The 12,592-nt window shown below is 59.3% G+C and carries 14 protein-coding genes and 1 pseudogene; 9 read left to right on the top strand and 6 right to left on the bottom strand.

From position 1 onward, the window contains the following. Positions 1 to 46: 46 nt before the first annotated feature. On the bottom strand, positions 47 to 268 hold the full coding sequence (locus WB528_RS11545; RefSeq protein ID WP_423888544.1) for a hypothetical protein: 222 nt from the start codon (positions 266 to 268) through the stop codon (positions 47 to 49). 89 nt (positions 269 to 357) lie between these two features. Here WB528_RS11545 and WB528_RS11550 point away from each other — a divergent pair, with 89 nt between their 5' ends. Beyond that, positions 358 to 897, top strand: a complete 540-nt coding sequence (locus WB528_RS11550) for a tripartite tricarboxylate transporter substrate-binding protein (RefSeq protein WP_423888545.1) — start codon at positions 358 to 360, stop codon at positions 895 to 897. A gap of 100 nt (positions 898 to 997) precedes the next feature. Next, a complete protein-coding gene (locus WB528_RS11555) occupies positions 998 to 1,756 on the top strand; it encodes an alpha/beta fold hydrolase (protein WP_423888546.1) in 759 nt (252 codons plus the stop codon). A gap of 135 nt (positions 1,757 to 1,891) precedes the next feature. Here the strand turns inward: WB528_RS11555 and WB528_RS11560 are convergent, their stop codons facing one another. Then, on the bottom strand, positions 1,892 to 2,824 hold the full coding sequence (locus WB528_RS11560; protein WP_423888547.1) for a LysR substrate-binding domain-containing protein: 933 nt from the start codon (positions 2,822 to 2,824) through the stop codon (positions 1,892 to 1,894). Between the two features lie 112 nt (positions 2,825 to 2,936). Between WB528_RS11560 and WB528_RS11565 the strand changes: the two genes are divergently transcribed. Next, positions 2,937 to 3,908 (top strand): tripartite tricarboxylate transporter substrate-binding protein, encoded by a 972-nt coding sequence (locus tag WB528_RS11565; protein ID WP_423888548.1) that lies wholly within the window; start codon positions 2,937 to 2,939, stop codon positions 3,906 to 3,908. Between the two features lie 248 nt (positions 3,909 to 4,156). Here WB528_RS11565 and WB528_RS11570 read toward each other — a convergent pair. Continuing rightward, positions 4,157 to 4,243: pseudogene (locus WB528_RS11570) on the bottom strand (HU family DNA-binding protein); the annotation flags it as partial. 38 nt (positions 4,244 to 4,281) lie between these two features. On the opposite strand from WB528_RS11570, the gene WB528_RS11575 reads away from it, so the two are divergent. The 5 genes from WB528_RS11575 to WB528_RS11595 all read left to right on the top strand — a co-directional run bounded on the left by WB528_RS11575 (position 4,282) and on the right by WB528_RS11595 (position 8,704). Further along, on the top strand, positions 4,282 to 4,704 hold the full coding sequence (locus tag WB528_RS11575) for a lipocalin-like domain-containing protein (RefSeq protein WP_423888549.1): 423 nt from the start codon (positions 4,282 to 4,284) through the stop codon (positions 4,702 to 4,704). 18 nt (positions 4,705 to 4,722) lie between these two features. Then, the gene (locus WB528_RS11580; RefSeq protein WP_423888550.1) at positions 4,723 to 5,130 is read left to right on the top strand and encodes a lipocalin-like domain-containing protein; all 408 of its coding nucleotides are present in this window, start codon (positions 4,723 to 4,725) and stop codon (positions 5,128 to 5,130) included. Positions 5,131 to 5,913: 783 nt separating this feature from the next. Beyond that, entirely contained in the window at positions 5,914 to 6,756 is an 843-nt protein-coding gene (locus WB528_RS11585) for a Bug family tripartite tricarboxylate transporter substrate binding protein (protein ID WP_423888551.1), read from the top strand. 5 nt (positions 6,757 to 6,761) lie between these two features. Further along, the gene (locus WB528_RS11590; protein WP_423888557.1) at positions 6,762 to 7,577 is read left to right on the top strand and encodes a class I SAM-dependent methyltransferase; all 816 of its coding nucleotides are present in this window, start codon (positions 6,762 to 6,764) and stop codon (positions 7,575 to 7,577) included. A gap of 68 nt (positions 7,578 to 7,645) precedes the next feature. Continuing rightward, positions 7,646 to 8,704 carry an alpha/beta fold hydrolase gene (locus tag WB528_RS11595; RefSeq protein WP_423888552.1) on the top strand — a complete coding sequence of 353 codons (1,059 nt, stop codon included), beginning with the start codon at positions 7,646 to 7,648 and terminating at the stop codon, positions 8,702 to 8,704. A gap of 40 nt (positions 8,705 to 8,744) precedes the next feature. Here the strand turns inward: WB528_RS11595 and WB528_RS11600 are convergent, their stop codons facing one another. Genes WB528_RS11600 through WB528_RS11610 form a run of 3 tightly spaced genes read right to left on the bottom strand, consistent with a single transcriptional unit; the run spans position 8,745 to position 11,096 of the window. Further along, positions 8,745 to 9,296 (bottom strand): ester cyclase, encoded by a 552-nt coding sequence (locus tag WB528_RS11600; RefSeq protein ID WP_423888553.1) that lies wholly within the window; start codon positions 9,294 to 9,296, stop codon positions 8,745 to 8,747. Then, positions 9,235 to 10,107 (bottom strand): MBL fold metallo-hydrolase, encoded by an 873-nt coding sequence (locus WB528_RS11605; RefSeq protein WP_423888554.1) that lies wholly within the window; start codon positions 10,105 to 10,107, stop codon positions 9,235 to 9,237. Before WB528_RS11605 ends, WB528_RS11600 begins: the two co-directional genes overlap by 62 nt. Positions 10,108 to 10,130: 23 nt before the next feature. After that, entirely contained in the window at positions 10,131 to 11,096 is a 966-nt protein-coding gene (locus WB528_RS11610) for a Bug family tripartite tricarboxylate transporter substrate binding protein (RefSeq protein WP_423888555.1), read from the bottom strand. A 113-nt stretch (positions 11,097 to 11,209) separates the two neighbouring features. Between WB528_RS11610 and WB528_RS11615 the strand changes: the two genes are divergently transcribed. Next, positions 11,210 to 12,163 carry a LysR family transcriptional regulator gene (locus WB528_RS11615; RefSeq protein ID WP_423888556.1) on the top strand — a complete coding sequence of 318 codons (954 nt, stop codon included), beginning with the start codon at positions 11,210 to 11,212 and terminating at the stop codon, positions 12,161 to 12,163. Positions 12,164 to 12,592 lie beyond the last annotated feature (429 nt).

Below are 12,592 nucleotides of genomic sequence, written 5' to 3' on the forward strand. Positions count from 1 at the left end.
GCTGCCAACAGCACGAGCGCCATCGATCGGCCCGCAGCGGAATTTGCTAAATAGAAAAATCGGCGGCTCGCGAAAATCGGCGGCTCGCGCCGGTCGAGCAGCGCCGCGCCAGATGCGGCGGCGCGTCCACCCCCGCCAAGGGGTAATGAGCAGCATCGCGCCAGCCGAAATGTCGGAGAGAGAGCACGACGCAGAGCCCCCCGGCCCGTTCGATCGCGGCGCCGGTGAAGCGGTTCGACCCGGTAGCTGCCAACAGCACGAGCGCCATCGATCGGCCCGCAGCGGAATTTGCTAAATAGAAAAATCGGCGGCTCGCGAAAATCGGCGGCTCGCGCCGGTCGAGCAGCGCCGCGCCAGATGCGGCGGCGCGCCCACCCCCGCCAAGGGATTATGGCTTCTTCCGGAATCGGAACGCCGCCGCACATGGCGGGTGAATTGTTCAGCATGATGGCCGGCATCAGCATCGTCCACGTGCCGTATCGAAGCGCCATGCCGGCACTCGCCGACCTGCTTGGGGCTCGGGTGGACTTCATGTTTGCCACGATGCCGGCGGCGATCGGGTACGTTCGAGCGGGAAGACAGCGTGCCATCGCGGTGACAACAGCCGCACGATCGAAGGCGCTGCCCGACACTCCGGCCCTGGCCGAGATTCTGCCGGGTTATGAGGCAAGTTCGTTTTTCGGAATTGGCGCACCCTTCCGTACGCTGGCGGATATCATCAGTGAGCTCAATTCCGAGGTGAACGCTGCGCTTGCCGACTCGAAGATCAAGGTACGCTTCGAAGCGACGGATAGCGTACTGCTCGGCGGGACACCGGGGCAATTTGGCGAACTGATCGCCAACGAAACGCGAAAATGGGGAAAGGTTGTCAAATTTGCAGGCCTTAAGCCGAAGTGAAAGGAATCGGACCAGATAACCGGAGGGATTATTGGACATACGCGTTCGAGGCCATCGTTGCGTCTATGACCTTGTGGGGCATGGACCCAATATAACTCTCTTGCACAGCGTCGGCCTCAGCACCCGCCAAGGATGGCGCTATCAAGTTCCTATCCTTGCTAAACGATTCAAGGTGCTCACCTTCGACTTTCGTGGCCTCGGCGAATCTGAGCGGGGCAGCGAGCCCCTGAGTGTCGCAACATTTGTTAAGGACCTCTCGGCTCTTTTGCCGATGCTTGGCATCTCGCAAACGGTTTTGATGGGCATCTCGCTAGGCGGCTTCGTGGCGCAGGCTTTTGCTGTAGCGTACCCGGAGGTCGTCTCCGCTCTCATCCTGGTCTCGACCGCCAGCAAGATCTTTTCAGGCGCGTCGGCTCGACGAGCAGAGCGCAATGAACACATTCGGCGCTACGGAATGCGCGCGGTCGCCGGGCGCCAGCTTGAAAGTCATTTTTTGCCAAGTTTCGCGGCCGAAAAGCCAACCATCATGGAGTGGTATAAGGCCCACTATCTGGCCAACGATCCCGCAAATTACATCGAGATCATGAACGATCTGGGCGAATTCGATAGCACCGATCTCCTCGCCGAGATTTCTTGTCCGACGCTGGTAGTTGCAGGGAACTCCGATGTGACTTCAGTGGCAGGAAATAGGCCTCTCGATAGCGCGGTGGCTTTGCACCAACTAATCAAGCAATCAGAACTCGCGGTGATTGAAGGAGCTCATCATTATCCGCAAATCGATCAAGTGGACGCGTTTAACACTCGGGTGCTTGGGTTCCTCTCCCGGACAAAGGCTAACCCGCACCAATCAGGTTCGTGACCACGTCCCAAATTTAGCTTGATTGCTGCAGTGTCGTTCGTCTCCTTTGCCTCTTTGACGCTCGTCGCGGCGCATCATTTTGGTCGCGGGCATAGCTGACGTGGCTGGAGCACCGTCGATATGAAGCCCTGACCCTTAGCGGTCGCGGCGGTAATTCTGTGCGGATTTTCGTTTTCGAACATCAGCCCGAGCATCTAACGCACACCGCTCGCGCAAGGCAGATAGGAATCGCTGGGCAGTGGGGGTGAGCGCCGCATCGCGAACTCGAATGGTCCAAAAAGTTCTGCGCGCCTCGGATCGGAGGACGGGCAGGACCGTCAGCGACCCCATCGCAAGCTCCTCGGCGACTGCGAGGCGGCTGAACGGTGCGATACCCCACCCGCCGCGTACTGCGAGCTTGATCGCTTCCCACGATGGTAAGGCAAGCCGGCGCCGTGGGATGATACCGATGTCGCCGACAATTGACTCGGCGAGGGCGCTCGTTCCTGAGCCCTGCTCTCTGTGAATCCAAGTCAATTCCTCGATCTGATCGCGTGAGAGCCGTTTACGGGCCAGGCTCGGATGACCAACGATGACTATCTCGTCCTCGATTAACGGCTCGGCCTCGATCTCGGGGGCGGTGACAAAGGCGCCGACGATTCCAAGCTCTGCCCGATGTGAGCGGACCGCCTCGATGGCTCCCATCGCGGTCGCGAGGCTGAATCTAATGTGCACCCCCGGGTGCATTTGCTGAAATTCAGCGATGATCGTCGGCAGAACATACGTCCCTGGAGTTCCAGAGGCGATGATTGAAAGCGGTCCTGCTTCGGGCTCGCGCAATGCTGTCACGCATTTTGCACCTTGCGCAAGCAGTGCTTCGGCTCGGAGCACGTGGCTCGCGAGCAATTCTCCCGCAGCCGTGAGCGTCCTGGAACGCCGCTCGATCAATTTCACCTGGAGATCGCGTTCCATGTCGGCAATGTGCTGCGACACGGCCGATTGACTGATCCGCAGACTCTCTGCCGCGCCCACAAACGAACGCTGGCGAATGAAAGCCGAAAAGGCCCGAAGGCGCGCCTCGAGGTTCATAAGTTCAGCTTATACTACTTCCGAGATTTATCTATTTTCATTTTTGGGCTTTGCTCCCTAGAGTTTTTCCCGAATTGGGTCCGCGGGCCTTTAGCGGCACAGGAGATTTGGAATGTTGAGAATGCTGGTCGGGCTCGCACTTGCTGTGCTGATGCCCCTCTCAATTGCCTTTGCGCAGGGATACCCCGCTCGCCCGATCACGATGGTCGTCCCGGTTTCAGCGGGCGGTCCAACAGATGCTATCGCACGCACACTCGCCGAACGCATGGGAAGTACGCTTGGTCAACCTATAGTCGTCGAGAATGTTACGGGAGCAGCGGGCACTATTGGGGTCGGGCGCGTCGAGCGGGCCGAACCGGACGGCTATACGATCGGCATCGGCCTAACCAGCACGCATGTCTTCAACGGCGCAATCTACAAACTTCCTTTCGACCTTGTGACGGATTTTGCGCCAATTAGCGCGGTGGCGACCAATCCCCAGTTCATTGTTTCGAGAAACGGGGTGCCTGCGAAAAACTTGCGTGAGTTGATCGGCTGGCTGAAGGCAAATCCCGGCCGGGCCACCATGGCGACGATCGGCCCCGGCAGCCCGGCCCACATTGCCGGCGTTCTCTTTCAGAAGATCACCGAAACTCGCTTTCAGTTCGTGCCGTATCGGGGCGGTGCGCCCGGAATGCGCGATCTACTGGCTGGACAGATCGACTTGATGATCCCACAGCCCTCACTCGCGCTGCCCCAGCTCAAAGCCGGTAGCATCAGAGTGTACGCCGTCACGTCGAGCGAACGTCTACTCTCTGCCCCCGACATCCCCACTGTCGACGAAGCCGGCGCACCCGGACTTCATATCGCAATCTGGCATGGGCTATGGGCACCCAAAGGCACACCAGCTGCCGTCATCGCAAAGCTGAATAGGGCTGTCCGCACTGCACTGGCTGATCCCACGGTACGCCGGCGGTTCGCCGATATGGGGCAACAAATTCCGCCACTCGAGCAACAAACTCCGGAGAGCCTTGCCGCGTTGCAAAGGGCCGAGATCGCGAAGTGGTGGCCGATCATCAAGGCGGCGGGAATCGAAACACAATAACATTCCTTCGAGTAAGGTGTTCGGCGCCAAGTCTGCCAACGTTCATCGGCAATCCGTTAGCAAATGTGAGGCCTAAAAACGTGTTTTGCTGCATCTGCTCACGGCAGCTCGTGGCACTGAGCGTCGAGCCGCTATGGCCGCTTTGACGTCGGCTTCCGCCAACAGCCGACATGCCATTGCAGCGCAGTAACCGGCGCTTCGTGCCACTAGGCGACACTCAGCCTCGTCGTGATACGCAAATACCTTGCTCACACCGCGTCTTTTGCTGCCTTCACCGGACGAGCTTTGACAATCTTTCGGGTTGGCTTAGCCTTAAACACCGTCGGCTCTTTCGTCCGAAAAGTTAACGGCGCATACCTCATGAGACCGATTGATGGGCAGCGGAAGCGAAGCACTCGTTGGTACTTGGAGGCTCGTCTCCTGCTTTATGGAGGACGTCGAGACCAAGGAGCGGAAGCCGGTTTGGGGTGAGCATCCCAATGGGTTTATTGTTCTATCCGCTGGCAGCCGCTGGATCGTCATTCAGACAGCGGAAGGCCGCAAAGCACCACAAACCGACGAAGATCGAGCAGCCGCGTTTAAGTCGATGCTCGCCTATTCTGGAAAATACAGAATCGAGGGAAATAAGATTGTCATCAACGTCGACATTGCAGGAGACGAAACGTGGAATGGCACAGAGCAGGTTCGGTACTACAGGATTGACGGGGATCGGCTCCATATTGAAGCAGCACCCCAGCCCTACGCCAATTTTGGCGGCAAGGTAATGCGCGGCATCCTAATCTGGATGAGAGAATAATTGCGGGAGGGCAAACCAATGAGCGCCGAACAACTTATTGGTAACTGGAAACTCGTCTCGTGGCAGGTCGTCACCGGAGACGAAACCAAAGACCTCTTTGGTACTAAGCCGAAGGGCTACATGATCTTGACCCGCGAGGGACGCGCCATGACGGTCACGACCGCCGAAGCCCGCACGCCTGGAGAGAGCGAGCCCGAGCGTTCGGCGCTCCACAGGTCCATGCTGGCCTACAAATATCGTATCGAAGGCAACGAGTTCATTACGACCGTCGATGCTTCATGGAACGAGGGTTGGAACGGCTCCGAGCAGAGGCGGCATTTCAGGCTCGACGGCGACAAGCTTTTCGTCGAGTCGGCACCGGCCCCGAGCATAGTGTCTCCCGGCAAGGTCGATTTCCGGAGGATCGTGTGGGAACGCGAAAAGTAAAAAAGTCGCATCTTCGGAAATTTCCGTTCCACGTCATAGCTGGCGCGGGCCATAACCGACGTTCCATCCATGATTTTCGACCACCAGCTTTGCTTGTGTTCAACCTAATCCCACCACTGCTGGATCAGTTCGCGACGATGCAATATCCTCTCAGTATCTCTTGAACCCGCCAGCGATTATTGATGGGGCAATGGCAAAACTAAATCTCTCGCTGGCGTGCTGGGACTATGACCGGACCCGTCCATTGAAGGAAGATGCGGCAAGAGCCGATCTTGGGCTCGGCGATCTTCTAGAGCGGCAAGGCGACCCCGTTGAATCCTATCGAGCCATATGATCCGCCCCGAGGGTCACGGCCTGCCGCAATTCCCACCATGCCCAACATGCAACGGTTCTGGTTTTGCCCATTGCTGTGAGGGCGAGCGCTGCCAACCTGCCGAGTGCGAATTGTCCGGCAAGGACACGAGGGAGGACGCGGCATAACCCGCAAAGCGCGTCCTTGATGCATCGGAAGTCCCGGGTGCCTGGGACTAGAAACAGGCAGCACGGGACCAATTCTGGGACACCCGCATCATGCATCGCAGTCTCGTTCCATTAGACTGCCAGGAAGGAGCTGCGAGCTTCCGTCTTATTGAAGGACAGCACATGAGAGCGATAAACGTCAGGGAACGTCTGCGAGCTTTGATCATAATCGTAGCGCTCTGTACCATACCAACTCATACAATTGCTCAACCGGCATACCCGAATCGGCCAATCAAGATCATCGCACCGGTTGCAGCCGGAACAGTGGCGGATCTCGTCCCGCGTATCATCGCGGCCAAGCTGCAGACGCGTTGGGGCCAGCCGGTGATAATCGAAAACCGTCCAGGTGGGGCGACGAACATCGGCACAGCAACCGCTGCCAGAGCCGAGCCGGACGGATACACATTGCTGGCCTCGCCTGCGACGAGCCTCGTGGTCAATCAGAGCCTCTACAAAAACCTTCCATTCGATCCGAATGCCTTCGTGCCGGTGACGGTGCTAGCTGTGCAGCCCAATATCCTGGTGGCAAATCGAAGCGTACCTGCGGCGGACCTCAGGGAATTCATCGCGTATGCCAAAGGTAATCCGGGCAAGCTTACCTTTGCGTCGTCTGGCGTCGGTACTGTGCCGCATCTCGGCATGGAGCTGATGCAAGCAAAAACGGGCATCCGGCTCGTGCACGTTCCCTACAAGGGCTTAGCGCCCGCTTTGCGCGACGTCCTTGCGGAGCGTATCGACGTGATGTTTGACAACCTTGGGACATCTGCTCCCCACATCAAGAGCGGTGAGCTCAAAGCCTACGGCATTGGCACCGAGCAGCGATCTCCTCTGCTGCCGCAAGTGCCGGCGCTTTCCGAACAGATTCCTGGCCTGGTTTCGACGGCCTGGTTCGCGCTCGTGGCTCCGCCAAAAACGCCCAGCAATATCATCGCCATTCTGTACGATGCCGTCTCTGAGACGCTGAAGCTGCCAGATGTGCAGAAACGGTTCCGTGATCTGTACGCCACTCCCGTCGGAATACCACCCGCGGCAACGGAAGCGTTCTTTGAGCAGGAGCGAACTCACTGGCGTTCGATCATCGCTACGGCCGGCGTGAAGGTTGAGTGACGGCGATGGCGACTCCGAATTCTCAGCTTAATCGCTCAGAGGACTACACCTTTAACAATGCCGGATCCCAAACCTCCGGAAGGCTCTCTGCGTTGGCGACGGTTTTCGACCCCGGTAGCAAGCGGCATCTAACCGAGGTCGGCACGATGTCGGGATGGCATTGCCTTGAGATTGGCGGCGGCACCGGTACGATCGCCAATTGGCTTTGCGGTAGGGTTGGCCCGTCGGGAAACGTTTTGGTGACCGACATCGATACGCGCTTTCTCGATCGTATTAACCGACCCAATCTCGAAGTGCGCAAACATGATGTTACGCGCGATCCGCTACCCGAAGAGGCCTTCGATCTCGTCCATACAAGGCTTGTTCTTGGTCATCTGCCCACGCGAGACGCTGTCCTGGCTCGGCTGGTCGCCGCATTGAAGCCCGGAGGCTGGATTGTCGCCGAGGAGTTCGATTCGTTCTCGTTGCGACCAGATCCTTGGATCAGTTCATACGAGACGGCGCTCAAAACCTCGGGCGCGATGCAGGGCGTCTTGGCTCGGCACGGGGTTGACCTCTATTATGGTAGACGGTTGCCCGGTCGGCTGCTGGACCTCGGATTGTTGAATGTTTCTGGGGAAGGTCGCCTGTTTATGTACCAGGGCTCTTCGGTCGCAGCAGATCTGCTTCAGCTGGGTTTTCGGCAATTATTAGAGGAGATGCTGGCTGCGGGAAGCATTTGCGGCGAAGAGATAGAGAAGGACTTGCGCCGTCTGCAGGACCCGAAGCTCATGATGCCGGGTCCGATTATGTGGGCTACACGAGGACAAAGACCGGGCTAACCTGCGGCAAACAGCGGGGTGACCCGGTTTGATCTGCCGACTATTATAGGGGCTGTCCGCTTGGTCCCATGCCCTCACAGCAACAGATTCGCTTTTGCACTAGCCGCGATGGTACGCGACTTGCCTATGCGATTTGCGGCAATGGACCTCCGATACTCTGGATCGGACATTGGATCCGTCACCTCAATCTCGATTGGGACTGTCTGATCTGGCGCCCATGGCTCGAGATGCTCTCACGCGCCTATACAGTCATCCGGTACGACTGGCGTGGCTGTGGCCTGTCCGACCGGAAGGACTTGACCTATTCACACGAGAAATACGTCGAAGACTGCGAGGCTGTCGTAGAGGCGGTGGGGCTGAAGTCTTTTGTCATCATTGGAATGGCGAATGGTGCGAGTACCGCGCTGCCATTTGCAGCTCGTCATCCGGAGAAGGTCAGTCATCTTGTTCTTTGGGGCAGCCAGACAAGTGGATACATTGTCCGTGGTCGAACGCCCCGACAGATAGAGCAATGCGAAACCAGGCTCAAGATGATCGAGTTGGGGTGGCCTAACGACAATCCGGCTTACGGGCAATTTTTCACCTTGTTGCACATGCCGGATGCTGCTCCTCAACAACTTTGCTCGTATAACGAACTCCTGCGCCTGGCGACCTCACCCGAGATCGCCATCAAGCTCGTACGGTCGTTTTGGGAAACGGATATCGGTACCTCACTTGGCCGAGTGCGCTGTCCAACCCTCGTTCTGCATGCGCGCGGGGACATGATAATTCCATTCGAGGAAGGACGTCTGGTAGCAAGCCAGATACCTGGCGCCCGTTTTGTGCCGCTTGACAGTCGCAATCACGTACCGGTGGACACCGAGCAAGCATGGCAGCAGATGACCGAAACGCTCAGAGGGTTTCTGCCCACGCCGCCGCGTTCGGTGGGCACCGTCTTCGATGAGCTGACGGCGCGTGAGGGGGAGGTTTTGCGTCTGGTAGCGCAGGGCCTGGACAATCAGGCCATCGCGAGCCGGCTCAAGATTAGCGACAAGACCGTCCGCAATCACGTATCGATCATCTTCAGCAAGCTCGGCGTCTCAAGCCGCGCGCAGGCGGTGGCATTCGCTCGTGATGCCGGAATTTAAATCGGCGAGCGAGTAAGTTGTGCACTTGATGCGATCGGGTTTACCGATCGGGTCGGGACATGTCACCGCCTGCGTGCTGCGTCTCCGGCAGTAACCCCATTTGTCGCATCATGCCGAGATCGTCGCGCACCGCCGTGTGCCGTACGATCAGGCCATCACGCATCTGATAGAGATGGATGTTCGCAACGGAAACCGTCTTTCCGGTAGGCGCGACGTTATGGATCAACCCGCCAAAAACCGGAAGCTCCAGAGTGCCGAGATGGGTTCCGGTCTGCACGACGTGTAATGCAACCCAATCGCCCTCGCCAAAGAGAGTTTGTAATTCCCAGTGATAATCGGGAAATGCGGCGTACAAATTCCGGTACACACGTTCCATTCCGCTTGGCCCGGCCACCCGGCCATGGTTGGTCCCTCCAGGCGCGAAGCACGCTGCCGCGGCAAAGGCGTCCTGGCGATTGTGCGCCTCGACAAGTCTTCGAATGACCGCTTTGTTGGCGTCAACCTGAGAAACATTCATCCCGGCACCGATGCTAATAAACGTCGAGATCGTGCGCGGCGACGACAGGGCCGGCGTAGCTTTGCCGAATCTCATCGAGCAGAATCTCGTCGCTATCGAGCGCTTCCGGCGCGCGGCCCGCATTCGAGCGGTGATAGATTACGAGCAGTTTGGGGCGCACCGCGTTGGCGATTGCCGCCAACTCTGCCGAAGAAGTATGGTGGGTACGACGAAACTCCTGGGACTGCAACGAAACGGCACGATAGCTCGCCATCGCGTAGGCCTCGTGGACCAGCAGGTCGCAGCCGCGCGCGTATTCCAGCATGGCCGGAGTCGGTGCGGTGTCGCCGGAAATCACGATGCTGCGGTCGCCTGCATCAAAACGAAAGCTGAAACTATCGGCCATTTCCTGGTGGAGCGCCGCGAACGCCGTCACCGTGACGTTGCCGTCCTGAAAAATCACACCCGACGCGATCTCGTGCGCGTCGACCGTGCAGCCGGTCGCGTTGTGGCCGTTGTGGCCGCCGCGGCGTCCGGCGATGTCGATCTGCCACGCCTGCAAGATGTGCTCGGTCATCGCCTCGATGCCCCTCGGGCCAAAGACCCGGAGCGGCTCGCGCCGGCCCATCACCCAGGGGGTGAGGATCAGGTCCGGATAACCGACCGTGTGATCGGAGTGCATATGCGTGAGAAAGGCGGTCGTGATGTTGGCGCCGCATGGGCCGAAAGCGGTGATGCCTTTCTCGAAGGCAGCAGCGGCGCGCCGGACTATACCGGGACCAAAATCGATCAGATACGGCACCCCGCCGGCGATGATCGCGGTCGCGGGGCCGGACCTCGACGGATCCGGACGCGGCGTTCCAGTGCCGAGCATGACCACCTGCGTCGTGGTTTTTTTCGCCTCCATGTCTGCTTCTCGCTGCCTCGGCGTCATTGCACCGTCATGCCCGCGGCGGCGATGACTTTGGCCCACAGCTTGCGGTCGCTTTCGATGCGGGCCTTCGCTTCGGTGCCGCCGATCGCAGCGATCTCGATGCCGTGGGCGCGGAAGCGCTGGGCGAAATCGGGAGACTCCAGAGCTTCGCGCACCTTCGTCTCCAGGAGTGCGGCCGTGTTTTCCGGAATTTTGTCCGGCGCCGCCAGCACGTAGTAGACCTCGCTTTTGAACTTCGGATAGCCGGCTTCGGCAATGGTCGGGATGTCCGGCGCGAGCAGCGAACGCCGCAGCGATGAGATGGCAAGACCGCGCAGCCGGCCGCCGCGTACATGCTCGATCACGCCCGCCGTGCCGACGAAACCGAATTTCACCTCTCCGGCGAGCAGGGCCATGACCACTTGCGGATTACCGCGATACGGTACGCCGATCGCTGGAAAGCCGGCTTGCAGCCGAAAATATTCCATCGCGAGGTTGCCGGGACTGCCATTGCCGCCGTGAGCGTAGGTGATCGGGTGCGCCTTGGCATAGGCCACGAACTCGGCGACCGAATGCACCGGAACGGACGGATGCACAACCAGCATTGTGCTTGCGGTCGCGAGTATCGAAAGCGGGCGCAGATCCGCGGCCGCATCGAAGGGCAAATGCTTGTAAAGCGTCGGATTGACGGTCAGCGTCGTATCCAGCGCCACCAGCAGGGTGCGTCCATCGGGCGCGGCGCGCGCGACATATTCGGCCGCGAGGTTTCCGCCGGCGCCGGGATGGTCCTCGACCACAACAGCCTGATGCAGGGCCTGCGCCAGCTTGTCGGCGAGTGCACGGGCCACGAGGTCGTGTGGGCTGCCGGCCGGCCGATCGACCACGATCTTCACGGGCCCATCGAGATAGCCGGCGCGGGCTACGCCAGCGAGAGAAAGGCCGCTGCCGGCCAGCATTATGAGGAGAGCACGTCGGGAGGTCATGGTTTTTCCGCCATTCCGGGTTCGAAGCCGGTGCGATAATTGCGGCTTTGACCTATTTCGCGGAAGCCGGTTTTTTTCGTATAGGTGTTAGCTGTACAGCTAAGGTGCGCACCATGGCGAAGAGCGCCTCGTGGGCGGACCGCATCGGCCGTCGCGTCAAGCTCCGCGACCTCCACGTGTTGGAGGCAGTGGCGGAGGCGCACAGCATGACGAAGGCGGCCGCAAAACTCGCGATTTCCGTCCCGGTGGTCTCGAAGGCGATCGCCGATCTCGAACATGCGGTGGGCGCGCCGCTGCTCGACCGCAGCCCGCATGGTGTTACGCCGACCGATTATGGCCGCGCCCTGCTCGAACGCTGCGGTGCTGCATTCCACGAACTCCGCCAGGGAATTGTGGAAATCGAGGCGTTAGCCGACCCAGCGGCCGGCGAGGTGCGGATCGGAAGCACAGCCCCGCTGTCGGCGAGCTTTGTCACAACGGTCATCGATCAGCTGTCGCATCGCTATCCGCGCATGACTTTCCATTTGGCGGTCTCGGAGACCGAGCTGCTTTATCAACATCTCGCTGAGCGGAAGGTCGATTTCCTGATTGCGCGACAATATGGCTATGGTCCGCTCGCCGACGATCAAGTGCGCTTCGAGCCGCTGTACGATGATCCATTCGTGGTTGCCGCGGGCGCCAATCATCCACTTGTGCGCCGGCGCAAGCTTCGGTTGGCGGAGCTTGTCGAGGAAGCGTGGGCTTTGCCTCCAGCGCAGAGTCCGCCGGGTACATTCCTGTTGAACGCGTTCCGGGCCAGCGGCGTGGAATTACCCCGCGCGAAGGTGACGACGTTCCCTTATGCGGTCCGCAGCGCGCTGCTGGCGACTGGGCACTTTCTCACGATCCTGCCACGTTCGGTACTGAGATTCCCGGCCAAGCATCCCTTTCTTGTCGAGTTGCCGGTCCGTCTGCCGATCACCAGCGGGCCCATTGGCGCAGCAACATTGCGCACCAGAACGTTGAACCCGGTGGCCCAGCGATTCATCGAATGGGCGCGTCACGTCGCGAGGGGCTCGACCCTCTAGGGTAGAGAGGCCTCAAGCCACATAACACGCCCCCTCGGCGCGCCGCTGTTCGGTAGCCGCTCATAAAAAGGTGCTAAGACCGAAATGAGCCAAGATGAGCTCACGACCCGAAACAGACCTCCTAACCGTAACAGTCACTGGTGCTCCGATGGCGAGTCACACGCGACGTTCGGCGTCGGACGGCCAATCCGCTTTGACCAATCCACTGAGAGCCTCGATTCGGTAGCAAAAATGCTACGCTACTGTCGGAATTTTGGATTTGCCAGCTACCGAAGTCCTGAGGCAGGATTTATCACCGACGAAATGCTTCAAACGAATTGAGAAAGCATGATGCGTGCTGCTATGATCCGAATCTATGCAATTTGTGCGACGGTTCTCGGCTTGAGCGTTGCGGCCTCTGGAGTTGCGGTGCCCGAAACATCCGATCTC

Source organism: Bradyrhizobium sp., assembly GCF_049586575.1.
Lineage (GTDB): Bacteria > Pseudomonadota > Alphaproteobacteria > Rhizobiales > Xanthobacteraceae > Bradyrhizobium.